A 24,627-nucleotide genomic window follows, 5' to 3' on the forward strand; every position below is an offset into this window, starting at 1 on the left:
ATAATATATATAATAAAATGTTTGAATCAGGTTATAAAAATAGTGTGAGGTGGGTGTAGTAGTTATGAAAACAATAGGATTAATTGGTGGTATGAGTTGGGAATCAACTACTGAATATTATCGAATCATAAATGAAGAAATAAAAAAGAGATTAGGAGGGTTACATTCAGCAAAATGTATAATCAATAGTGTGGACTTTGAAGAGATTGAACGGTTCCAATCTAACGGAGATTGGAATGGAGCAGGAGAGGTATTAGGGAATGCAGCATATTCGTTACAGAGTGCAGGGGCAGATTTTATAATTATTTGTACAAATACTATGCATAAAGTAGTTGAGAAAATAAAGGAGAATATTCATATTCCAGTCTTACATATCGCAGATGCAACTGCGAAAGAAATGAAAAGAAAAGGTATTCAAACTGTTGGTTTACTTGGAACAAAATATACAATGGAGCAAGATTTCTATAAGTCACGTATTGAAGAAAATCATATAAAAGTAACAGTTCCATCGAAAACGGATAGGGATAAGATAAATGAAGTAATATATACGGAATTGTGTTTAGGAAAAATAGTATCACAATCTAGAGAGTATTATAAGAGAGTTATAGAAGAGTTAGTACAAGAAGGGGCACAAGGAATCATATTAGGTTGTACAGAAATAGGATTATTAGTTAAACAGGAAGACGTATCAGTTCCAATATTCGATACAACTTATATACATGCAGTTGAAGCAGTTCATTTCGCCTTATAAAATAGATTATAATTATATTATGTAACCTAATTTGTATATGTGGAAAACATTCAGAAAATATTTTATAATGTAAGTGGTTACATGTAAGGGGGAATGCGTGTGTTTTCAGTTCAACCAATCGCATTTGTACATAATGAAAGAAAGGAAATAAAAGATGATGAGTGGGGAGAAGTAAAATCCTATATTACTTTAACTGAAATGTATACAGAAGAAAGTATACAAGGGATTGAAGATTTTTCTCATATTGAAGTTGTTTTTTATTTTCATAAAGTAACTGATGAACAAATTCAATATTTTGCTAGATATCCTAGAAATAATCATGATTATCCTAAAGTAGGTATTTTTGCACAGCGTGGAAAAAATCGTCCGAATCGTATAGGAGCAACCATTGTAAAGGTAATCAAAAGAGAAGGTAAATCAATTATTGTTGAGGGGTTAGATGCTATTGATGGCACCCCTGTATTGGATATAAAGCCAATAATGAAAGAGTTTATGCCGAAAGAAGAAATTGTACAGCCTAAATGGGCAACGGATATAATGAAACAGTATTGGAAGGGGAATGGAGTAAAATGAGAATATATGAGGCAACAATTGCAGATTTAGATGGACTAGCATCAGTTTTTAATAACTATCGTATGTTTTATAGACAAGATTCCGATCTAGAAGGAGCAAAAGTATTTTTACGAAATCGAATGGAGAGAAAAGAATCTGTTATCTTCGTAGCAGTTGAAGATGGTGAATATATTGGATTTACACAATTATATCCATCATTTTCTTCTATTTCGATGAAAGAATTATGGATTTTAAATGATTTATTTGTACAAGCTGCTAAGCGCGGGGCAGGAACAGGGAAAAAATTATTAGAAGCTGCGAAAGGATTCGCCTTAGAAAATGGTGCAAAAGGTGTAAAATTACAAACAGAGATTGATAATTTATCAGCACAGCGATTATACGCTGAAAATGGATATTTGAGAGATAATCGTTATTTCCATTATGAATTAACGTTTTAAATAATATTAAATGAAAAGAGGCGCTTTCATTTTGAAGGCGTCTCTTTTCATTTGCATTATAGTTGACTTAAAAGCCAATTTGTCGCATCTTCAAGGTTTTCTGCAATGTAGTTTGGTTCAATATGTGCCCACTTGTCTCGGTACGTATGTAAAGCGTCGTATCCAGCGCCTGTTCGTACTAAAATCGTTGTCGCATTCACTTTTGCTCCTGCAACGATATCAGTCCAGCGATCACCAATTACAGCACATTGTGTTAAATCAAGCCCGTGTTTTTTGGCTGCTTGTAGCAGCATGCCTGTATTTGGTTTACGACATTCGCAACCATCACCGTGTTTATGAGGACATACGTAAATATCATCAAAACCGAAGCCTTTTAATTCTTGTGAGAAATCGGCTATGGTCGCTATCCCATCCGCGATACCTGGTTGATTTGTAAAAGAGAAAATTTTTATATGATTAGCTTTTAATTTTTGCAGTGATGCTTTTGTAAAAGGAAATAATGTAAAGGATCCTGGGTAATGTATGGTAGTATCGCCACCAATTGTACCGTCACGATCAATGAAAATTGCTTGAATGTTTGTCATAGTTATAGTCCTTTCAATTAACAAGTAGTTTAAAAATGTTTTACAAATCGATATCCATTCACTTCATATCCTAATTTTTTGTAAAAAGGATGAGCTTCTACTCTTTTTGTTCCACTAACTAGCCATGTGCCAATGCAATTATGCTTCTTTGCTAATTGCTCTGCGTAATCCATTAATATTTGCCCAATGCCTTTCCGTCGTATTGTAGAATCAACGCTAATAATTGAAATTTCCCCGTACCGAGTTACATCTTCTAAATTTTCACGTATACGAAACCCAAGTAATCCAAATATAGTGTCCTCTTCTTCATAAACATATAGAAAATCAAAAGGACTCATTTGTACGAATTGTAATCGATTGTTCATATCTTCATATGAAATAGAGGAACCTTTTAGTTCTGTTGTTAAAGAGCAAAGTGCATCTATATCGTCTATCGTAGCTTCACGAATTTGAAAAGACATATTATCCACTCCAATAAAATGTAATCAAACATTAAATATTCTGCTAAAAAATATGTATTCCTGCTATGAAAATAAATATTTTATAATGATATATAGATAGTTATATGTTATTCTTTTCCTAGTTTGTATTGGAAATGGAAAGAAGGGGAATGTATGTTAGAAGTAAATATCCGTTCTGCTGGATATGAAATAGGTGAAAAAACAATTCATGATATTGCCTTTTCGATTGAGCAAGGCGAATTAGTTGCTCTTATTGGCGCAAATGGTGCCGGGAAAAGTACGACGATTAAAACGATGCTCGGGTTACTTGTAAATGTGAATGGTGAAATATCATTTGGTGAAAAGAAAAATCCGTATGCATACGTGCCCGAACATCCAACTTATTATGATTATTTGACGCTCTGGGAACATATTGAATTATTAATGGCTGCTCGCGAGAACGAAGCCGGAAGCTGGGAACGGAAAGCGGAAGAGTTATTACATATGTTTCGAATGGATAGGCATAAACATGAGTATTTATCAAAGTTTTCAAAAGGGATGAAACAAAAATCGATGCTCATTTTGGCGTTCTTAACTGAACCAGATTTTTATATCATTGACGAACCTTTTATCGGTTTAGATCCGGTAGCTACGAAAGAGTTTTTAAGTTATTTATATAAAGAAAAAGAACGCGGGGCAGGAATTTTACTTTGTACGCACGTATTAGATACAGCTGAAAGAATTTGCGAAAGATTTTTACTCATCTCACAAGGTACATTAGTCGCAGATGGCCATTTAGAGGCATTTCAAACGTTAGCAGAAATGCCAGGGAGTTCATTATTAGACTGTTTTGATGTAATTGTAAGGCGTGAACAACATGATTAAACAACAATTTTATAAAAGATTGCGCCATGAACTGGGCCGCAAATGGAAGTCCATACGTTCTATAACGGATTGGACAGTTGCGCTATATATTATTATTCCAGCATTTATATTTATGGGGATTTATTATCGTTCACTATGGACGGAAGAATTATCGATGGGAGAGACTGTTTATTTCGGATTAGGTCTACTCGCATTTTATGTGATTACATATGGAAGAGGAATTCGCTCATTTTTTGAGCAAGCGGATAGTTTATTTTTAATTTCGTATCCTGCTCACATGCAAAAATTAATCCAGTATGGCATGACATATACGTTTATTCGAATAGCAATAACGAATGTAGTGGTAGTAGTTGTTATGTTACCAGTTTTGCTGAAAAGTATTGGAGTGACGAAGGTACAAGTCGTATTATTTTGGCTATTCTTTACTGTATTTCGATTTATGTTGTCGTTATTAACGAGATGTATTCATGTACGTGTGGGAAAACGATGGTTACTATGGGTTATCAAAAATGTAATATTTTCTATAAGTCTATCCTTTTTTGGAGTGAGTCTATTTTTTATTTATAAAAATCCATTTTATTCTATACTATGTATCGGACTAGCAGTTTTTCTCATTACCGTATTGATAAAAGAAAAATTGAATTATAAAAATTTCTTTTTTAAAGAAATTGAGAAAGAAAAAGAAGAAAGTATGCGCTGGACGAGCGGGATTATGCAAGTTGGTGGTCATGCGGCTAAACCGAGTAGTTCGAATAAAAAGCCGTGGATGTTTCCGCGTTCTAAAAAGTTTTTATGGAAGAAAACCGATGATCGTATTGTTGAATCCTTTTTGAAAGAATTTTTCCGTACAAGTAGTGCACGAATATTTTCTATTCAAATTGTATGTATAAGCACTGTCAGTATTATTATGAGTCCGAAGTGGATTGCCGCTATCATTCTTGCATTTGCTTTATTTGCAATTTCCCGTTATGCGCGCGACTATTGGAACGAATTTACGAAAAAAATGTTTCTTCATTTATATTGTGATGAAGGAAAATTACTATTGTTAAGATGGAAGGCAGATCGCTATTTATTGTTTCCAGTAATACTTTTGTATGGAATAGTTATACTTTCTCATTTTTATTTATTACCAGCTGTAATTGCCGGGATTATTTTTATAGTATGGATTGGTTGGATAGTATTCTTACCATAGAAAAAAGAGCCGAAAAATGGCTCTTTTTTCTAATCTGTAACACATTGATAAATAAAATATACTAAAACGATTATGCTTGCGGCGGAATACATGACATCTAAAGTCATCGAATCTCCTCCTCATTATTGTTGTATTTTTATTGTATGAAATCTTACAATTTCATATTCAAGTGAAAAATATGTGAACGTTAACAAAATTGTAAAGTGCAAAAATTACAATCATTTTGTATAATAGAGGAAACAACCGTTATATAAAATATAATGAGTGAAAGGGGAGGAAACATACATGCCAAATTGGTTTAGAAAAACCTTAGTCGCATTAATTACCGTATTTACATTTGGTCTAGTGACGCCTCCTTCCATATTGCTTGATAATGCCAAAGCTGCGGACAAGCCTACAAGCACAGCTGGGCAACAAAATTTGGAGAGTACGTCCTATACATATGAAGAAACGAATGACAGGTTAACCACCGATACTTTTATTACGTATGCAATGCAAGAAGCAGAGAAGCAGTCGATGCAAAAATTTGGGACTAAAATTGGTCCGGTAATTGAAGATGAATTTAAAGATGTAATATTACCAAAAATTGAAGAGGCAATTGCTGAACTAGCAAATGATGTGCCAGAAGAATCGCTACAATCATTAGCGATTTCTCAAAAACCAGCGGGTGGAAATAATGAAAAGATTTTTCACGTTTACGATACGAAAACAGGAAATGACTTATTGCGTTTCCACGTAAGAAGAGATCATCCACCGCAAGATGGTTACTATTTTAATTTCCACTACCACCGTTTTGATGATGGATACTCTGGACACCATGAGTTAGGGAATATTTATTGGAATACGAATGTACCGCCAAAGTGGCTTTCTTAAAAAGAACAAGAGAAAATCTTGTTCTTTTTTATGTGTATAGAAGGGTAAGACAACTACGGTGTTGAATAAGATAGGTTTAGAAAAAGAGGCAAAGGGAGCATGGGAATGCAAAAATATATTGTTTTTGACTTTGATGGCACATTAGTAGATTCACAAAATATATTTGTACCAATTTATAATCAACTTGCTGAAAAGCACGGATATAAAACGGTAAGGGAAGAAGAAATTGAGTATTTACGCAAGTTAACGATGCCAGAAAGATGTAAACAACTTGATGTACCGCTGTATAAACTACCAATATTAGCACTAGAGTTTTATAAATTGTATCAACCTGCCATAAAAGATCTTATTTTGTTCCATGGGATGAAGGAAGTATTAGATGAACTACATAAAAAGGGGTACGGAATTGCAGTCATATCTTCGAACTCAGAAGAGCACATTCGGGCATTCTTACACAATAATGGTATAGAAAATATACAAGAAGTGTATTGTTCTAAAAATTTGTTTGGTAAAGATAAAATGATAAAAAGGTTTTTAAAATCGAAAAAAATAACAGAGAAAGATATGTTATATGTTGGTGATGAACAGCGAGACGTAGCAGCATGTAAAAAGGCTGGGGTGAACGTAATTTGGGTATCTTGGGGATATGATGTCATTGAAACAGTGAAAAAAGATGCACCAGATTATATGGTTCATAAGCCGATGGAAATTGTACAAGTAGTACAAGGGGCGTATTCTTAATATGAATACACTTCGAGCGGGCATTCATCATATGGAATTTTGGGTAGCAGATTTAAAGGAATCTATTTCTTTTTATGATAAGCTGTTTTCAATAATTGGCTGGAGAAAGTTAAATGAAGTAGCATATAGCACAGGAGAAAGTGAAATATATTTTAAAGAAGTAGATGAAGAAATCGTAAGGACTTTAGGACCAAGACATATTTGTTACCAAGCTATTAAAAGAGAAGTTGTTGATGAGGTAGCAAATTTTCTTTCTAGTACGGAAGTTAACGTAATACGTGGTCCGATTGAAATGAATCATTATTCGGAAGGGTATTATACGATTGATTTTTATGATCCAAATGGGTTTATTATAGAAGTAGCTTACACACCAAATATAGAAATGTAAGGGGGAATATACATGAAAACAATTACAGCATGGCAAAACAATATACAAATAGTAAAAGATGCAGTTAATATTGAAGAAATTTCTAAAGGGTTTTCACCTGATAAAAAATATATAGTTACGACAATTGATGATGAAAAATATTTGTTACGGATTGGCGATATACAAGAGTATGAAAGAAGGAAAATAGAGTTTCAAATTTTAAATGAAATGGCAAAACGTAACGTACAGGCACAAACGCCGATTGAAATAGGTATATTGGAAGAAGAAGGTGTATGCTATAGTATTTTTTCATATTTAGAAGGGGAAGATGCAAAGAAGCTATTGCCTACGTATTCACCAAAAGAACAATATGAAATTGGTATAGAGGCAGGAAAAGATTTAGCAAAAATGCATACATATGAAGCTCCTAATGATTTACTTCCATGGTATGAAAGAGCAATGAAAAAACATCGAAAATATGTAGAGGCATATAAAACATGTGGAATAAAAGTAAAAAATGATGATAAAATCATTAAGTTTATAGATGAAAATGAAATACACTTAAAGAATCGCCCAAATCGATTTCAACACGATGATTTTCATTTAGAAAATATAATTGTACGTGATGGGAAATATGTAGGTGTTGTTGATTTTAATGGCTACGACTGGGGTGATCCGCTTCATGATTTCGTGAAAATTGCACTATTTGCAAGGGACATTAGTATTCCATATTCAATCGGACAAATAGAAGGATACTTTAACGGGAGAATACCAGAGGAGTTTTGGAAATTATATGCGGTGTACGTTGGCATGACAGTTTTCTCGTCAGTTGTCTGGTCATTACGAGCAGCACCACATATGTTAGATGATACGTTAGAACGTCTTACTATCGTATTAGAGGATCATAAAAACTTTGAGTTATTAAAGCCAACTTGGTTTCAACCAGAAAAGATTAAGATGAAATAAAAAAGGTAGGTGTGATTCACATCTACCTTTATTTTTTTACCATTCTTCGTTTTGAAGTAGTTGCAATGCTAATTTTAAATCCACATCTTCTTGTATATGTTCTGGAGTCCACGGGATATGTATATGTGGTTGAATACCAATTCCGGACATTCCTTCACCTTTATCTATAATTGAAAGCCTTGAAGTAGGATAGTAAAGTGCGAATGTATCAGCCCATTCCATTACTGCTAAATTAGAATAATCATTTACACCAGCAGTAGGACGACCTATTACTTTTACTTTCAATGATTTTTTTGCAACTTCTACAAAAGAATCGCCAGAACTCCCACATGTAACATCTGTTAATATAACTACTCTACTAGGTGATTTTCGTCCGTGTATTTTTAATGATTGAAGTTCTTTTGGTAAACTAGAAGTATTAAATGTAACGAATCCTTTTTTATAATTCTTTTTTAAATCTTGAATAAACATATTAGTGAATAATTTGGAAAGTTCGTCTAAAGAATCATAATCTTCCATTCCCATTTTCATGTCTTTCATACGTAAATGAAAGTTTCGTTCTGTATGATTTAATTGCATTGTTTCTGAAGAATCGAAAAGAGAAATTTCTTTGTCTTCAAATAAGTAAGGAAGTAGGTTGAAAAATGCATCATCACTTCCGCCATGACTTAATCGCACATCTATGATTAAATTCGGAAAAGCATTAAGCTCATCTTTGTGTGAGTCTAATAATGTATTGATAGCTTCAGCATTTGCGAAGTCCGTCAAAGTAATTAAGAGTGTATCTTTGTTATGTTGTTTAAATGAATAAATAGGTGTGTATTCGTTTTGTTTATACTTTTGTAAACGAATGGTTTCGGTTACTCCGTTTTCATCTATAAGTGTACAATTTGATGATTTTAATAAAACATAATCCCATTTTTCACGTTCATATGTATTCTCATTTAAATACTTCTTATATTTTATTAATAACTCAGGAACTTTCATATTATCTAATGCTAGAATAGACTGTCCCTTTTTCACTCTTATTTCCTGTGAAGTAGATGTAATATATAGTCGGTCTTCGTATCTTTTTACTTGAAAGCCAACACTATTAAGGGGTTGATTAGTAGAGATCATTTTGAAAAACATATGATTATCTTTAAAGTCTAATAAGTAATCACGTACAATTTCAGTAAATTGTACTGGTGTTAGTTCTCCTTGTCTCTCTAGTTTCTCGATTGTCTGTAAATAAGTAGTGGGATCGTCCCATCCTTTTTTATCTATACAACCTGAATAATCGTGATGAGTAATTGAAACAATTTCTTTGAAAATTTCTGTATACACGGCTTTTCCCCCTGATAATTTAATTAGTTAAATAATAGAATTCCGTATCCTTTACGTATTATCCTTTATTTGGATGGAGATTGTAATGAAAAATAGAGGGAAGTGTTATCATCCCTCTATTAAAAATTTATTTAATTTTCTTAAATGCAAGCGGCTGAGTACTTAGCGTAGCTGGTACATGTAACTGAAGGGAAGGGAATTCACCGTTCACACTCATTTCATATGCAAATAATAGATTCATCTTCATTTGGAATAAATCAACTTTTGCAGAAAAGATGTCGTAATGATGATGTGTTAATTGAATGTCCATTTCCATGAATTGCACAAATAATGAATCATCACGCTTGTATACTTGTAATGTTCCGTATGCAGGATGTTCGAAAGTACCAGTATAATCCTCTAATTTGTGAGAAGGTGTAGTCCCTTTAATTTGTTCTGGAATGGATTCAGTTGCTTCTTTCATCATTTCCTTCATTTTTGCAGTATCTTCTACAGCGCGTTTACGCCAATCAATGGATTCTAATTCAAGCAGTTCGTCATAAATTTGATTAGCGAGATAAGTAGGCAGTAATGTGCCTCCAGCATTCGTTAAAATGACAAGGCCGATGTTTTCTGTTGGTATGAAAGAAACAAGTGCTGAAAATCCATCAATATTACCGCCGTGATGAATCACCTTATTCCCACGATAAGCACTAATAAACCAACCGAGACCGTAACTATTTAATGGAGATTCAGGAAGTGATAAAACTGGTTGATCTGGAATGGAATTGTGCGGTGTATACATTTGTTGTAATAATTCAGAGGAGATTAATTCATGCTCTCCAAATTTCCCTTGTTTTAAGTGAAGAAGGACCCAATTGGCCATATCTTCAATTGTAGAATTAATACAACCAGCAGCACCAACGGTATCGATGTTGCGGAATGGAACTTCTTTTATTTCACCGTCATTTTCGATGTAAGGTAAAGCATAATCATTTGTAGTTTGTGAATCTATAACAGAGAAGTTTGTATGCCTCATATTTAAAGGCTCTAAAATATGTTCTGTAGCGTATTGCTCCCACGTTTGATTCGTAATGTTTTCTACAATATAACTAATTGTCGCATACATTAAGTTGTTATATAGAAAGGAAGTTCGAAACGGTGCATCAAGTGGTAAATGTTTTATTTTTTCGACAAGATCTTCTCGAGACAAGGAAGAGCTATACCAAAGAGCATCATGACGACTTACCCCGGTACGATGAGAAGCTAAATCTCGTCCTGTAACTTGTGAACTAGCAAGTAGTTCAGACAAAGAGAAGTTAGGTATATAAGACTGGACAGGAGTATCCCAATTAAACCTTTTTTGCTGTACTAACAAACTTAATGAAAGTGTGCCAAAAGCTTTCGTTGAGGAACCAATTGCAAACAAAGTACGCGGTGTAACTGGTTCTTTTGTCTCTAGATTTCGATAGCCAAATCCTTCTGAAATAATAACTTCACCGTCTTTTATAATAGCTACAGCAGCTCCCGGAACGTTTAAATCCTTCATCATTTTTTCAACTGTTGTTTGTAAAGACGTCATAACAGGCGTTTCAATTTTAGACATACTTCTAACCTCCAAATATAATTTTTGTTCTACCGCACTATACTTTCGGTAATAGAAAATGAAACCCTTTATAATTATGGAAAGTTAATAATTTTGTAAGGATGAATAAAATTATTGTTTATTTAGAATTTTATTTTTATTATAATTATTTTAAATTAATATTTAGAAAAGATGGTGAAGAAGTGTGCTAATAATAAAGAAATTGCGCTGTGATAATAAAAATAATCCGATAGGTATAGATTCGAAAGCTGTTAAAATTAGTTGGCAACTCGAGTCGAGTAATCGAAATGTAAAACAACTTGCGTATCAATTGCAGGTTGCGAAGGATAGAGAGTTTAAAACTATAGTATTTGATTCGCAGAAGGTAGAGACAGATCAAAGTTTATATATACCAATCAATTCGTTTTCATATAGTACGGAAACACGCTATTTTTACCGAGTGAAGGCATGGGATAATCATGAAGAAGAGTCAGCTTGGTCAGAACTAGCATTTTGGGAGACTGGATTACAAGGGCAAGATAATTGGAGCGGGAACTGGATTGCTGCGAAAAAAGAGCGCACACAAGTTATGTCTTTTCATAAAAGCTTTTCTATTAAAAAATTAGTTAAAAAAGCACGTTTATATATGACTAGTTTAGGAGTATACGAGGCTTCTATAAATGGAGAGCGTATTGGAGATTGTTATTTTACTCCTGGATGGACAAGTTATGATAAAAGGATATTGTATCAAACATATGATATAACGCATGTATTAAAGATTGGGTATAATGATATTTCTACTCTGGTAGGTAACGGCTGGTATAAAGGGCCGATTACTATGCAGCATGTACGTAATTATTACGGGAAAAGACGTGCGATAATTGCTCAAATACATATAACATATGAAGATGGAACGAAAGAAAAAATTGTAACAGATGAATCATGGAAAGTAATGCCAAGCCCTATTTTGTATTCGGAAATATATGAAGGGGAGGTTTATGACGCTAGGCTAGAAGAAAGTGATCAAAAGCTAGAAGATGTTGAAGTAATTGTGCATTCTAAACAAATAATTGTTGCACAAGAAAATGAAGCAATTCGTAAAATGAAAATTATAAAACCAATCGCTATTTCAAAACTACCCAATCATGAATGGCTTATTGATATGGGGCAAAATATGGTAGGTTGGGTTCGATTTAAAGTCCGTCATGTTTATACTGGACAAAAGATAGAATTGCATCATGCTGAAATATTAAATAAAGACGGTAGCTTTTATACTGGGAATCTCCGAAAGGCAAAACAAAAAATAGTGTATATAGCAAAAGGAGAAGAGGAGGAAACGTTTGAACCTCATTTTACCTATCAAGGCTTTAGGTATGTGAAAATAAGTGGATTAACCCAGCCCCCTCAAATAGCAGATTTTGAAGGGTGTGTATTACATACAGATATGGAAAAAGCGACAGCATTTGAAACGTCTAATCCATTAATCAATCAACTTCATCATAATGTGGAGTGGTCTCAAAGAGGGAACTTCTTTGATGTGCCAACAGATTGTCCGCAGCGAGATGATCGACTTGGATGGACAGGAGATGCACAAATGTTTATTGGGACAGCTACGCAAATTATGAATGTGCAATTGTTCTTTAAAAAATGGCTCCAAGATTTATCATTAGATCAAAATGTGAATGGAGCTGTGCCGTTAGTTATTCCAGATGCGTTTGGGAAAAGAGCGGATTTTGATTTACATACTTCTGGCGGTTGGGGCGATGCAGCAATTATATGTCCGTGGGTTCATTATTTACATTATGGAGATGTATCGATTTTAAAAGAACAATATGACAGTATGAAGAAGTATATAGATTACATACGTTCACAAGGTGAAAATGAGTATTTATGGGATACAGGCTATCATTTAGGGGATTGGCTCGCATTAGATACGAAACCTGATGTATATGAAGGCGGAACAGACAAGCATTTTATTGCGACAGCTTATTACGCGTATTCTACATCACTTTTACGAAAGGTTGCTGAGATTTTAGGTGAAAATACAGATGCTAAGTTTTATGCAGAGCTACATGGAAATATTGTTCAAGCGTTTCAAAATGAATTTGTTACACCGAATGGTAGGTTAATTTCAAATACCCAAACAGCCCACATATTAGTACTTCTTTTTGAACTAGTGAAAGATAATGTGAAGGAGAAAGTATTTAATCGATTAATTGATCTTTTAAAAGCAAATAAAAATCATTTAACAACAGGTTTTATAGGAACACCGTATTTAAATTTAATATTAAGCAAGTTTAACCGTCATGACCTTGCTTGTAAGCTTCTATTTCATGAAGATTATCCATCATGGTTATACCAAGTGAAACAAGGTGCCACAACGATTTGGGAACATTGGGATGGTGTGAAAGAGGATGGAACACTTTGGAATGATAGTATGAATTCGTACAATCATTACGCATATGGCTCTATCGTTGAATGGATATATCGATATATTATTGGATTAGAAGTGGATGAAACAAAACCAGCATATAAACATTTTTATATTCAGCCTCATTTAAATTCTAATCTAGATTGGGTTTGTATTAAGCGTGAAACAGCATATGGGGAAATTAAAATTGATTGGCGTGTAGAACATGGACAAGCAGTATTAAACGTTGATGTGCCAACAAATACATCTGCCACATTACGAATAGTGGAAGATGATTGGAGGGCAAGTGATATGCCTGAAATGAAATTAGGTTCAGGCGCATATGAATTTAGATTTTGTAAGAACATACAGAAGTAGAATTTTGTTAAGTATAGAAATGTTTTTTTATAAATTTAGTTTGTTCAATCTGTTAGCATTAAATTTATGATAAAATCCATATAGACTAGAGATTTGAAAGAAGGTTTTTCTACATATGAAACATGCTGAAAATGAATACTTAAATTTATGCCGCCATGTAATGGAGCATGGTACGAAGAAAGAAGACCGTACAGGGACAGGCACTGTATCTGTATTTGGATATCAAATGCGTTTTGATCTAAGTAAAGGTTTTCCTTTATTAACAACAAAGAGAGTGCCGTTTCGACTTGTAGCAAGTGAATTGCTTTGGTTTATGAAAGGTGATACAAATATTCGTTATTTATTGCAGCATAATAACAACATTTGGAATGAATGGGCATTTAAGAGTTGGGTAGAAAGTGACGAGTATACGGGTCCTGACATGACTGATTTCGGTCTTCGCTCACAACAAGATGAGGAATTTAAAGTTCAGTACGATGAGCAAATGGAATTGTTTAAAAAGAACGTTTTAGAAGATGATGACTTCTCAAATAAATATGGTTATTTAGGAGACGTATACGGTAAGCAGTGGCGTGCTTGGAAAACGACAGCTGGTGAGACGCTTGATCAATTAAAAGATGTAATTGAAATGATTAAAAAAACGCCAGATTCACGTCGCCTAATTGTATCTGCTTGGAATCCTGAAGATGTACCAAGTATGGCATTACCACCTTGTCATACGTTATTTCAGTTTTATGTAGCAGACGGTAAACTTTCTTGTCAGCTATATCAAAGAAGTGGTGATATATTCCTTGGAATTCCATTTAACATTGCAAGTTACTCGTTACTAACACATTTAATTGCACATGAATGCGGACTTGAAGTGGGAGAATTTGTTCATACAATTGGAGATGCCCACATTTATACGAATCATTTTGAGCAAGTAGAAAAGCAATTGGCGCGTGAACCACGTCCGTTCCCAAAACTTACATTAAATCCAGATGTGAAATCTGTGTTTGATTTTGAAATGGAAGATTTAACGATTGAAGGATATGATCCACACCCAGCAATTAAAGCACCGGTTGCAGTGTAATTGTAGAGGAGATGAAAAGATGATAGTTTCATTTATGGTCGCAATGGACGAGAATAGAGTAATTGGTAAAGATAATAATTTACCTTGGCGTTTACCGAGTGAATTACAATATGTAAAGAAAACAACGATGGGTCATTCGCTTATTATGGGAAGAAAAAACTATGAAGCGATTGGTAGACCGCTGCCTGGAAGACGTAATATTATTGTAACTCGTAATGAAGGTTATCATGTTGAAGGCTGTGAAGTAGCACATTCTGTAGAAGAAGTGTTTGAGCTATGCAAAAATGAAGAAGAGATCTTTATTTTTGGCGGAGCGCAAATTTATGATCTCTTTTTACCTTACGTAGACAAGTTATATATAACAAAAATCCATCATGCATTTGAAGGAGATACATTCTTCCCAGAAATAGATATGACAAATTGGAAAGAAACTTTTGTTGAAAAAGGATTAACGGATGAAAAAAATCCGTATACGTACTATTATCATGTATATGAAAAGCAACAATAATAATAAAGATTGATGTGAATATTCGCATCAGTCTTTTTATTTATATCCATCAATATAGGTTTATAGATGAGATTCGATAGTGCTATAATGAAAGGGAGCATGTGAAAATGCTAAAATTTTCAAGAGTATTAAGATAGAAAGAGGAGGAGAATCGATTGAGAAAGATATGGGGGATTCTTTTTCTTTGCTTAACATTCATGTTAGTCGGATGTGGTAAAGAAGAAAAACCACAAGAAGCATTTGATACATATGCAAAAGCATGGAATAAACAAAAATTTGCAGAAATGTATGATCAATTATCAGAAAAGGCAAAAAAAGATATTTCAAAGAAAGAATTTACTGAGAAATATGAAAAAATTTATTCTGGCATTGAAGTGAAAGACTTAAAAGTAGAAGCAGGAGAAGTAAAAGAAGATAAAAAAGATGAAGGTCCTGTTCCTTTTAAAGTAAGCATGGATACTGTTGGTGGTAAAATCAATTTTGCCCATGAAGCAAAAATGGTGAAAGAAAAGGATGGAGATAAAGAATCTTGGAAAATAGATTGGACTCCTGATTTTATATTCCCAGGTATGACGAAAGATAGTAAAGTGCGTATGCAAACGACAGAGCCGAAGCGCGGAGAAATATATGACCGTAACGGTAAATATCTTGCGGTAAATGGTAAAGCTTCTGAAATCGGATTGATTCCTGAAAAATTAGGGGATGCAGCTCCGCAAACGAAAGAAACGGTAGCGAAGTTACTAAATATGTCTGTCGAAGAAATTGACCAAAAACTAGCAGCTAAATGGGTAAAACCAAATTACCTTGTACCAATTGGAATATTGCCTGAAGGAGCAACACAAAATACGTACATAGATTTACCAGGTGTTGCGACAAAGCCAGTAAATGTTCGCTCATATCCATTAGGAGAAGAAGCCGCACATCTTACTGGCTATATTGGAAAAGTGAATGCTGAAGATTTAAAAACGTTACAAAAGAAAGGTTATCAAGCAGATGATCCAGTAGGTAAAGCTGGTTTAGAGCAAGTACTGGAAGAAAAGCTACGCGGTAAAAAAGGTGGTCGTGTCTTCGTAGAAGATGCACAAGGAAAAGAAATTAAAAATTTAGCAAAAACAGATGCTGTTGATGGAGAAAATGTAACTTTAACGATTGACAGTGCAGTTCAAAGCGAAATTTATAATGAAATGAAAAATGAGGTAGGATCAAGTGCAGCAATTAATCCAAAGACTGGAGAAACACTTGCACTTGTGAGCACACCAGCTTATAACCCAAATACCCTTACAAGAGGGGCGTCAAAAGCGCAACGTGATGCGGTAAATAATGATCCGAAAAAACCGATGACGAATCGATTTACACAATTATCAGTTCCAGGTTCTGTATTTAAACCAATTACAGGTGCAATCGGTCTTGAAACGAAAACGATTGATCCAAAAGAAGAGTTAAAAATTGAAGGATTAAAATGGACAAAAGATTCTTCTTGGGGTAATTATTATGTAACGCGTGTAAAAGATGCAAATCCGATTGATTTTGATAAGGCGATGAAATACTCGGATAATATTTACTTCGCACAAGAAGCTTTAAAAATCGGAAAAGACAAGTTTATGAGTGAAGCGAAAAAATTCGGATTCGATGAGAAACTACCAATTGAATATGGATTCCCAGCTTCTAAAATCGCAAATGATGGTATTAAAAATGATATTCAAATGGCAGACACAGGTTATGGACAAGGGCAAGTATTAATGACGCCACTCCATCTAGCATTAACGTACGCACCAATTGTTAATGAAGGAAACATACCTTCTCCATATATTATTAAAACAGATAAGCAACCGAAAGTTTGGAAAGAGAATGTAATTTCAAAAGGCAATCAGGATATATTAAAAACTGCTATGACGAAAGTAATTAATGATCCAGATGGTACAGGGAAAATTGCTAAAATTGATGGCATGACTCTTGCTGGAAAAACAGGCACAGCGGAATTAAAAGTATCAAAAGAAGCCGAAGGAAAAGAACTAGGTTGGTTCGCTGCATTTGATTTAAATTCACCAGATATGGTCATTACTATGATGATTGAAGATGTAAAAGGTAGAGGCGGAAGTAATATTCCAGCTGAAAAAGTAAAGCATGTATTTCAAAAATAATATGTAATAAAAGGCTAGCTCTATAATTTGTAGAGCTAGCCTTTTTCTATGAAAAATTCTTAATATCTATATACTAAATTTTAAGGAAACAAAATAAATCATTAACTTACGAAAAAAAAGTAGCTATTTTTTATTGACATCGATTAAAACTTTTTGTATTATACTTACATAAGGTAAGTTATTAACTTTTAAAAAACAAATCTTGAATTAAAGATAAAGAGAAAAAAGGGAGAGAATACAATGACAAAAGTACTATTTATTACAGCAAATCCAAATTCAGCAGAAGGTTCTTTCGGAATGGCAGTAGGGGAAGCTTTCATCGAAGCTTATAAAAACGAACATCCACAAGACGAAGTTGTAACAATTGATTTATTCAACACTACAGTACCAGCAATCGATGCAGATGTATTCGCTGCTTGGGGTAAATTTGCAGCAGGTGAAGGCTTTGAAGCTTTAACTGAAGCTCAACAGCAAAAAGTTGCAGCAATGAACACAAACTTAGAAACATTTATGCATGCAGATCGTTATGTATTTGTAACTCCAATGTGGAACTTTAGCTACCCACCAGTAGTAAAAGCATACTTAGACAACGTAGCAATCGCAGGTAAAACATTCAAATATACTGAAAATGGTCCAGTTGGCTTGTTAGAAGGTAAAAAAGCACTTCACATTCAAGCAACAGGTGGCGTATATTCTGAAGGAGCATACGCAGCTGTAGACTTCGGACGCAATCACTTAAAAACTGTATTAGGATTTGTCGGTGTAAATGATACTGAATATATTGCAGTTGAAGGTATGAATGCAAACCCTGAAAAAGCACAAGAAATTAAAGAAGCAGCAATTGCTAATGCTCGTGAATTAGCAAAACGTTTCTAATATATCATACTTAAAAATGTCCAAACACTTGTTGTTTGGACATTTTTTCTTCTTTTTCCTTCGTTTGTCTAGTATAATGAAGGTCGGAATGATAATAGGTGGGGGTTCTGTATGATTCAAACGTTTTTTAAAATCTTTTATTTAATTTTAATCGTAATTGCGATTACACCGAGAATGTGGCGTCTTAAAAGACAAGTAAATACGATGTCGCCACAAGAAAAAGATAATGCTGTGTACAAAACGACAAATTGGTTTGGTAAGAAAATGGTACGTGTAGCTGGAGGAACAGTAGACGTTAAAGGACTTGAAAATGTTCCGAAAGACAAGCCGGTACTAGTTGTAAGTAATCACCAGAGTAATATGGATATCCCTGTTTTACTAGGTTATTTAAATAAACCAATTGGCTTCGTTTCAAAGGCAGAGATTAAAAAGTTCCCAGTTGTACCAACTTGGATGGAACTTATGAATTGTGTATTTATGGATCGTAGCGATCGCCGCCAGTCACTTCAAGCGATTAAAGATGGGATTGAACTATTGAAGAATGGACATTCTATCGTAATTTTCCCTGAAGGAACGAGAAGTAAGGGTGGGGAAGTTGGAGAGTTTAAGGCTGGTAGTTTTCATCTTGCTGTAAAATCTGGTGTAGCAATCTTACCTGTAACATTAGATGGGACATATAAAATGTTTGAAGCAAATGGAAATCATATGAAGCGAGCTCGTGCAACAGTAACAATTTCTAAGCCGATTACACCTGAAGAGTATGCGACTATGGATATTAAAGAGTTAACGAAGTATACACAGGATGTTATCGCATCGCAATTACATAAGTAATAAAAAAGGTTTCAGCTTACATTAAGCTGAAACCTTTTTTATTATGCTGTAGGTAAGACGTAAAAGAGTACGCAGAAGAACATCATCGCACTACCACCTAATACGAAAAGATGCCAAATGGCATGGTTGAAAGGTAACTTTTCCCAAAGGAAGAATATAGCTCCTACAGAATATAAAATTCCACCTGCTAAAAGTAGTGAAAAACCATGTCCAGTTAGATTTTCATAAAGTGGTTTAATAGCAACGATTATGAGCCATCCCATTATGATATAACATAGCGTTGATGCCTTAATAAAGCGACGTACAAAGAAAATTTTGAAGATGATACCCCCGATTGCTAGTGTCCATATAATTGCGAGTAACGTCCAACCTAATGGTCCACGAAGCGTAATAAGTAAAAAAGGAGTATATGTGCCAGCGATTAATAAATAAATGGCTGAGTGATCTAGTATAGTAAATAATTTTTCTACTTTTGGATGGTGAATGCTATGTAACAATGTCGAAAACAAGTACAGTAAGAACATGCTTACACCGTAAACCGTAAATGCAACAACAGCAGATGCGGTACCGTGCTTAGAAGCATGAATAATCAATATGATTAAGGCAGGGATGCTTAAAATGGCACCGATACCATGTGTTATTGCATTTGCAATTTCTTCTTTTACAAATTGGGTCATTCGTGTCATTTTTTCAGTCATAATGGTAATCCTTTCTACTATTATAAAGTGAAACTTTAATCAGTGGGGGGCATCCCCCCACTGATTATTAGCCCTCACCAATCGGGCTTTTACGGGCAGCCCACCCCCCACGTAACTTCTTTGCTTGCACTGAATTTTAAGGTGTGGTTCTTACTGCCCGTTAAAGCGGGATAAAATAATATGTCATTTCCCTTACCATATCATACACAAGAGCAATAGAAAATGAAATTTGTATAATTGATTATATTTTTGAATTTTTTTGACAAAAGGTAATGGTTTTGTTGACGTTTTCAAACTTTTTTGACAAAATAAAATTATGCAATAGTAGGACAAGGAATCTACTAATAAAGGGGATGGAGAAATGTTTTCAAATATTGGCTTTCCAGGATTAATTTTAATTTTAGTAGCTGTACTTATTTTATTTGGGCCGAAAAAATTGCCGGAAATCGGAAAGGCTTTAGGGGAAACGTTAAAAGAATTTAAAAAATCAACGAAAGAATTGACTGATGATGCATTTCAAGAGAAGGAAAAGAAAGAAAAAATGTAATGAATTTTCTTCGAAATGGATAAATAAAGTGTGGTGAACGAGATGGAAGATCGGGAAATGAGTGTAGTAGAACATATAGTTGAGCTTCGCAAACGAGTAATATATACCGTGTTATCCTTTGTACTATTTTTAATTGTTGGGTTTACTTTTACGAAGGATATTTATTTTTGGCTTGTAAAAGACTTACCAATGAAATTAACTGTTCTCGGTCCAAGTGATGTATTGTGGATTTTTTTCTCGATTGCTACAGTATTTGCTATCGTTTGTACAATTCCTTTTGCTACTATACAAATTTGGTTATTTGTAAAACCGGGTTTACATCCAAATGAACAAAAGATGACGTTAATGTATATACCGGTATTGTCTATATTATTTATTGCAGGTTTATGCTTTGGATATTTCGTTGTAATGCCGTTTTTATTTCATTTTTTAACTACGATAGGTAATGAAATGTTTAATACGATGTTTACGACAGAAAAGTATTTTCATTTTGTTCTTAATTTAACAGTTCCATTTGCTGTAATTTTTGAATTGCCAGTAGTAGTAATGTTTTTAACGAGTATTGGACTATTGACGGCGGAATTTCTAATAAAAATAAGAAGGTATGCTTACGTAGCATTGATTATCATTGCATCGTGTATATCACCGCCAGATTTTTTATCACATAGTTTAGTTGCGGTACCGCTTATTTGTATTTATGAAATTAGTATCGCTTTATCAAAGATTGTTAGTAAGCGAAAAAAGAAAAGAGAAGAAGAAATTCAGTCGAAAAGTGCCTCGTTATAAAGGCACTTTTTTTATTTATTTGTTATACTCTAGTTATAAACGTATACAATATAGAGAAGAAAAAAATTATAGAATCTCCAAAATTTAGACAAACTTTGCGCTTTTATAAGTTTATACTGAATATATTAAGCAATATACGGATAACGAGTCCTTATCTTATTAGGAATTTAGGGTGGGGGATGGATTAGGTGAAGATGAATAGAGTATAAATCTTCTAACCAAAAGGACTACAGAGATTGTCTAAGGATACTTTTGTATTCATGGGAGTCGCCACTTTAAACAACGTGTTACAGTGTAAAGTAGAAGAAGTTCAAAAATCCAATGAAAAAGAGGATTGATATTGTGATTACGAAAAGTTTTTATTTCACTCATTCAACAGGGGAGTGTATTAAAATATTTGAAATCCCTGTCCTACAAGCGCAGCATCCATTATCGTTTCTAATACAGTCTCGTCTTCAATTATTTATTGCAAAAATTCAAAAACAAAAGCACCCAAGATTTTCGTATTCTTTCCGTGAATATTTACAAAATTGTTTGAAGTGGAATGATTATTTAAATGTATATAAAACAAATACTCTTGAAAAAAATGCATGATATAGAGTGGGGACAGGGTTAAGAGCTCTGTCTTTTTCATTTTAGATATAAAAATATAATTAATTTAATGAAATTTCGTTTCAAATTGTTGAAAGCAATGGGAATACTAGTATAATAACAAGGAGAGCGTATTGGAAAGGGAAGAATATAATATGCAAAAAATTAAAATTGTAACAGATTCAACGGCAGATTTATCACAAGAGGTAATTGAGAAGTATGACATCCATGTTCTACCATTATCAATCTCTGTAAATGGACAAACATATTTAGATCGCGTTGATCTACAACCAGATGAATTTATTGAAGAAATGATTAAATCAGAGGAACTACCAAAAACATCACAACCAGCAATGGGTACATTTGTAGAAATGTATGACAAGTTAGGGGAAGATGGAAGTGAAGTACTTTCCATTCATATGACAAGTGGAATGAGTGGTACTGTGGCAACTGCAAATAGTGCTGCATCAATGACCGACACAAAAGTAACAGTTGTTGATTCGCAATTTATTACACATGCTTTAGCATATCAAGTAGTTGAAGCTGCGAAAATGGCAAATGAAGGACGCTCACTAGAAGAAATTTTAAAACGTGTAGATGAAGTAAGGAAGAATACTCGATTATATGTAGTAGTAGATACATTAGAAAACTTAGTGAAGGGTGGGCGTATCGGTAAAGGAAAAGCGTTTATCGGTTCGCTACTTAATATAAAGCCAATTGCTAGCCTTGAAGATGGTGTTTATAACCCTGTAACGAAAGTGCGTAGCCAAGGTCAAATTGTAAAAACGTTAGCTAAGTTATTTGAGGAAGATACAGCTGGAAAAGTTGTAAAAGCTGTGGCAATTCCGCATGCGAAAGCAATTCCTTTAGCTGAAAATGTAAAAGCGGCTGTTGAAAAAGTAAGTGGATTTGCTAAATCAGAAATTTTCTTTACAACGCCTATTATTAGTACTCATACAGGTCCGGGTGCAATCGGATTTATGTATTTAGCAGAATAATAAAAAGCTACTTGAAAATTATTTCAAGTAGCTTTTTTATGTGAATAGAAAGTAAGAAATAAGAAGGGCTATACAGGCACTCCCGCTAATGATATAGCGAGTCTGTAAATATTCATTCATAAAAAACACCCTTTATGATTTTCTATATTATATGTTGAATATAGAAAATCAGTAGTTACGTTATACATGTAATGTTTCGATTTTTTCATTTACTTTCTTATAATGTGTTTCGCTATTATAAATGAAAGTTTGACCTAAAAAGAGTACATGCAGTTGTTCCCACGGTAACATACGTAAATTCCAATTATTTCGAAGCCTTGTTATTGCCTCGCGAGGTGTTTCATCAGCGAGTGCAAAAGCTCCGTAATGCATTGGTATAAAGTGTGTAGCATTTAAATCTAAATAAGCTTGCACTGCTTCTTCAGGTGAAACGTGAGATATTTTCATAAACCATTCTGGTTCATAAGCTCCAATTGGCATAAGGGCAATATCAATTGAAAAGCGTTTGCCAATTTCTTTGAAACCTTGGAAATAGCCACTGTCTCCACAAAAATAAATGGTTTCCTCCACATTGTCATTTTTAATAATCCATCCACCCCAGTGAGATGTGTTCATATCAAATAATGATCTTCTCGTCCAGTGCTGAGCAGGTACGAAGTGAAAGGAAACATCATCAATAGTCGTACTTTCCCACCATTTATACTCTTCTACATTGTTGAATTTTTTACGAGTAAATAATTTTTTTAGCCCAATGGGTACTAAGTATAATACGTCATCATTAAGTTGGCGAAGTGTTGAAAAATCTAAATGATCATAATGACCATGTGAAATGAGGACAATATCAATTTTAGGCAGTTCTTGTATAGAAAGACCAGGTTCAGTAAGTCTTGAGACTAGCTTCAATTTATTGGCCCATACTGGATCCGTTAATATATTAAGTCCATTCGTTTGGATAAGAAAAGTAGAATGCCCAATCCATGTGACAGTCGTTTTTTCAATATTACTTTGCAAAAATGCACTTTGTTTAACGGGTGATTGTTCTACTAAGAAAGAAAAATCTTTTTTGTTTTGCTTTCGTTCTTTACGCCAGCGTATAAAAGAGCGAATTGATTTTTTTGTACTCACATTATCCATATTTTCATAGCGCTTTGCCATGAACATCACCTCATTTAAAATCGTTGTAATTGTATTGTACCGAAATGTTGTTAAGGAATACAGTGTATAACATGGATGAATGTTTAAATAATTGTAAAAAAACAGGAAGGTGCATTTACAAAAATAACAATAGAATTAGTTTTGCGACGATTATTTAGAGAAATAATAGTGAAAAAATTATTTTGTCTAGTAATTCGCTTGAAATAAAGAAGTAACATACGTAAATTCGTACGATTTCGTGAACAAATGTAGTAAACAATTTTCTCGTAGTGTTAACTTTTGTTATGATAAACATAACCTATTTAAATTTAGGATAGAGAAAAGAGGTTTATAAATGAAGCGTTATCAAAAAGTAATTGGTCTTATGGTTGTATTTTGTCTCTTTGTACTTGCTGGATGTAGTGGATCAGGTTCAAAGCTTCGTAAACCATTGAATTGGGATTTAGAAACTTTCCAATTTACAAATCAAGATGGAAAGCCATTTGGTACAAAAGATTTAAAAGGGAAAGTTTGGGTTGCAGATTTTATGTTCACAAACTGTCAAACAGTTTGTCCGCCAATGACTGCTAATATGGCAAAACTGCAAAAGATGGCAAAAGAAGAGAAATTAGACGTTCAGTTTGTTTCGTTTAGTGTAGATCCAGACCTAGATAAGCCAGAGAATTTGAAGGCTTTCATTCAAAAGTTTACAGAGGATACTAGTAACTGGAATTTATTAACGGGGTATTCGTTAGAAGATATTACAAAGTTTTCAAAAGATAATTTCCAATCACTTGTAGATAAACCAGAGAATGGTCAAGTTATACATGGAACATCATTTTATTTAATTGATCAAAACGGAAAAGTAATGAAAAAGTATAATGGTATTAGCAATACGCCGTATGAAGACATTATACGTGATATGAAACGATTAGCAGAATAAAAAGAGGGGTGCAGA

General features: G+C 33.8%; 26 protein-coding genes. 20 read left to right on the forward strand and 6 right to left on the reverse strand.

Annotated elements, in window-relative coordinates; genetic code table 11:
- Positions 1–64 precede the first annotated feature (64 nt).
- The 3 genes from MR147_RS03170 (at position 65) to MR147_RS03180 (ending at position 1,761) form a co-directional block, all read left to right on the forward strand.
- Positions 65–751 carry an aspartate/glutamate racemase family protein gene (locus tag MR147_RS03170; protein ID WP_242303642.1) on the forward strand — a complete coding sequence of 229 codons (687 nt, stop codon included), beginning with the start codon at positions 65–67 and terminating at the stop codon, positions 749–751.
- A gap of 99 nt (positions 752–850) precedes the next feature.
- Positions 851–1,324 (forward strand): SAM-dependent methyltransferase, encoded by a 474-nt coding sequence (locus MR147_RS03175; protein WP_074607821.1) that lies wholly within the window; start codon positions 851–853, stop codon positions 1,322–1,324.
- Positions 1,321–1,761, forward strand: a complete 441-nt coding sequence (locus MR147_RS03180; protein ID WP_001223874.1) for a GNAT family N-acetyltransferase — start codon at positions 1,321–1,323, stop codon at positions 1,759–1,761. Before MR147_RS03175 ends, MR147_RS03180 begins: the two co-directional genes overlap by 4 nt.
- A 56-nt stretch (positions 1,762–1,817) precedes the next feature.
- Here MR147_RS03180 and MR147_RS03185 read toward each other — a convergent pair whose 3' ends face one another.
- Positions 1,818–2,345 carry an HAD-IIIA family hydrolase gene (locus tag MR147_RS03185; RefSeq protein ID WP_074607820.1) on the reverse strand — a complete coding sequence of 176 codons (528 nt, stop codon included), beginning with the start codon at positions 2,343–2,345 and terminating at the stop codon, positions 1,818–1,820.
- A 29-nt stretch (positions 2,346–2,374) separates the two neighbouring features.
- Positions 2,375–2,806, reverse strand: a complete 432-nt coding sequence (locus tag MR147_RS03190; RefSeq protein WP_242303643.1) for a GNAT family N-acetyltransferase — start codon at positions 2,804–2,806, stop codon at positions 2,375–2,377.
- A gap of 153 nt (positions 2,807–2,959) precedes the next feature.
- Between MR147_RS03190 and MR147_RS03195 the strand changes: the two genes are divergently transcribed.
- From MR147_RS03195 to MR147_RS03220, 6 genes are all read left to right on the forward strand, one after another.
- A complete protein-coding gene (locus MR147_RS03195) occupies positions 2,960–3,670 on the forward strand; it encodes an ABC transporter ATP-binding protein (protein WP_242303644.1) in 711 nt (236 codons plus the stop codon).
- The gene (locus MR147_RS03200) at positions 3,663–4,862 is read left to right on the forward strand and encodes an ABC transporter permease (RefSeq protein ID WP_242303645.1); all 1,200 of its coding nucleotides are present in this window, start codon (positions 3,663–3,665) and stop codon (positions 4,860–4,862) included. Before MR147_RS03195 ends, MR147_RS03200 begins: the two co-directional genes overlap by 8 nt.
- A gap of 285 nt (positions 4,863–5,147) precedes the next feature.
- Positions 5,148–5,735, forward strand: coding sequence for a YpjP family protein (locus MR147_RS03205; protein WP_001134414.1), 588 nt, complete (start codon positions 5,148–5,150; stop codon positions 5,733–5,735).
- Positions 5,736–5,840: 105 nt separating this feature from the next.
- On the forward strand, positions 5,841–6,476 hold the full coding sequence (locus MR147_RS03210) for an HAD family hydrolase (protein ID WP_029438115.1): 636 nt from the start codon (positions 5,841–5,843) through the stop codon (positions 6,474–6,476).
- A 1-nt stretch (position 6,477) separates the two neighbouring features.
- A complete protein-coding gene (locus tag MR147_RS03215) occupies positions 6,478–6,864 on the forward strand; it encodes a VOC family protein (RefSeq protein WP_074607815.1) in 387 nt (128 codons plus the stop codon).
- A gap of 12 nt (positions 6,865–6,876) precedes the next feature.
- Positions 6,877–7,809 (forward strand): aminoglycoside phosphotransferase family protein, encoded by a 933-nt coding sequence (locus MR147_RS03220; protein WP_242303646.1) that lies wholly within the window; start codon positions 6,877–6,879, stop codon positions 7,807–7,809.
- Positions 7,810–7,845: 36 nt separating this feature from the next.
- Here MR147_RS03220 and MR147_RS03225 read toward each other — a convergent pair whose 3' ends face one another.
- Positions 7,846–9,135: a S41 family peptidase gene (locus MR147_RS03225; RefSeq protein ID WP_242303647.1), complete on the reverse strand. Its 1,290-nt coding sequence runs from the start codon at positions 9,133–9,135 to the stop codon at positions 7,846–7,848.
- A gap of 127 nt (positions 9,136–9,262) precedes the next feature.
- Positions 9,263–10,720: a serine hydrolase gene (locus MR147_RS03230; protein WP_242303648.1), complete on the reverse strand. Its 1,458-nt coding sequence runs from the start codon at positions 10,718–10,720 to the stop codon at positions 9,263–9,265.
- A gap of 184 nt (positions 10,721–10,904) precedes the next feature.
- Between MR147_RS03230 and MR147_RS03235 the strand changes: the two genes are divergently transcribed.
- From MR147_RS03235 to MR147_RS03260, 6 genes are all read left to right on the forward strand, one after another.
- A complete protein-coding gene (locus MR147_RS03235; protein ID WP_242303649.1) occupies positions 10,905–13,487 on the forward strand; it encodes an alpha-L-rhamnosidase in 2,583 nt (860 codons plus the stop codon).
- Positions 13,488–13,602: 115 nt separating this feature from the next.
- Positions 13,603–14,559, forward strand: a complete 957-nt coding sequence (locus MR147_RS03240; protein WP_000679600.1) for a thymidylate synthase — start codon at positions 13,603–13,605, stop codon at positions 14,557–14,559.
- A 19-nt stretch (positions 14,560–14,578) separates the two neighbouring features.
- Complete coding sequence (locus tag MR147_RS03245; protein WP_098670196.1) at positions 14,579–15,067, forward strand: dihydrofolate reductase; 489 nt, start codon at positions 14,579–14,581, stop codon at positions 15,065–15,067.
- A gap of 155 nt (positions 15,068–15,222) precedes the next feature.
- Positions 15,223–17,208, forward strand: coding sequence for a penicillin-binding protein 3 (pbpC, locus tag MR147_RS03250; protein ID WP_242303650.1), 1,986 nt, complete (start codon positions 15,223–15,225; stop codon positions 17,206–17,208).
- A 240-nt stretch (positions 17,209–17,448) separates the two neighbouring features.
- Positions 17,449–18,084 carry an FMN-dependent NADH-azoreductase gene (locus MR147_RS03255; protein ID WP_078418583.1) on the forward strand — a complete coding sequence of 212 codons (636 nt, stop codon included), beginning with the start codon at positions 17,449–17,451 and terminating at the stop codon, positions 18,082–18,084.
- Positions 18,085–18,195: 111 nt separating this feature from the next.
- Complete coding sequence (locus MR147_RS03260; protein WP_242303651.1) at positions 18,196–18,915, forward strand: lysophospholipid acyltransferase family protein; 720 nt, start codon at positions 18,196–18,198, stop codon at positions 18,913–18,915.
- 41 nt (positions 18,916–18,956) lie between these two features.
- Here the strand turns inward: MR147_RS03260 and trhA are convergent, their stop codons facing one another.
- A complete protein-coding gene (trhA, locus tag MR147_RS03265; RefSeq protein ID WP_000136894.1) occupies positions 18,957–19,613 on the reverse strand; it encodes a PAQR family membrane homeostasis protein TrhA in 657 nt (218 codons plus the stop codon).
- Between the two features lie 361 nt (positions 19,614–19,974).
- Between trhA and MR147_RS03270 the strand changes: the two genes are divergently transcribed.
- From MR147_RS03270 to MR147_RS03285, 4 genes are all read left to right on the forward strand, one after another.
- The gene (locus MR147_RS03270; RefSeq protein WP_000492443.1) at positions 19,975–20,160 is read left to right on the forward strand and encodes a twin-arginine translocase TatA/TatE family subunit; all 186 of its coding nucleotides are present in this window, start codon (positions 19,975–19,977) and stop codon (positions 20,158–20,160) included.
- A gap of 42 nt (positions 20,161–20,202) precedes the next feature.
- Positions 20,203–20,946 carry a twin-arginine translocase subunit TatC gene (gene tatC, locus MR147_RS03275; RefSeq protein WP_074607807.1) on the forward strand — a complete coding sequence of 248 codons (744 nt, stop codon included), beginning with the start codon at positions 20,203–20,205 and terminating at the stop codon, positions 20,944–20,946.
- Positions 20,947–21,288: 342 nt separating this feature from the next.
- Positions 21,289–21,540, forward strand: a complete 252-nt coding sequence (locus tag MR147_RS03280) for a DUF2535 family protein (RefSeq protein ID WP_000629015.1) — start codon at positions 21,289–21,291, stop codon at positions 21,538–21,540.
- 152 nt (positions 21,541–21,692) lie between these two features.
- Positions 21,693–22,535, forward strand: a complete 843-nt coding sequence (locus tag MR147_RS03285) for a DegV family protein (protein ID WP_025991670.1) — start codon at positions 21,693–21,695, stop codon at positions 22,533–22,535.
- A 180-nt stretch (positions 22,536–22,715) separates the two neighbouring features.
- Here the strand turns inward: MR147_RS03285 and MR147_RS03290 are convergent, their stop codons facing one another.
- Entirely contained in the window at positions 22,716–23,690 is a 975-nt protein-coding gene (locus MR147_RS03290; protein ID WP_046197521.1) for an MBL fold metallo-hydrolase, read from the reverse strand.
- Positions 23,691–24,024: 334 nt separating this feature from the next.
- Here MR147_RS03290 and MR147_RS03295 point away from each other — a divergent pair, with 334 nt between their 5' ends.
- Positions 24,025–24,612, forward strand: coding sequence for an SCO family protein (locus MR147_RS03295; RefSeq protein ID WP_074607804.1), 588 nt, complete (start codon positions 24,025–24,027; stop codon positions 24,610–24,612).
- Positions 24,613–24,627: the final 15 nt, after the last annotated feature.

The organism is Bacillus cereus group sp. BfR-BA-01350, assembly GCF_022663775.1.
GTDB lineage: Bacteria > Bacillota > Bacilli > Bacillales > Bacillaceae_G > Bacillus_A > Bacillus_A paranthracis.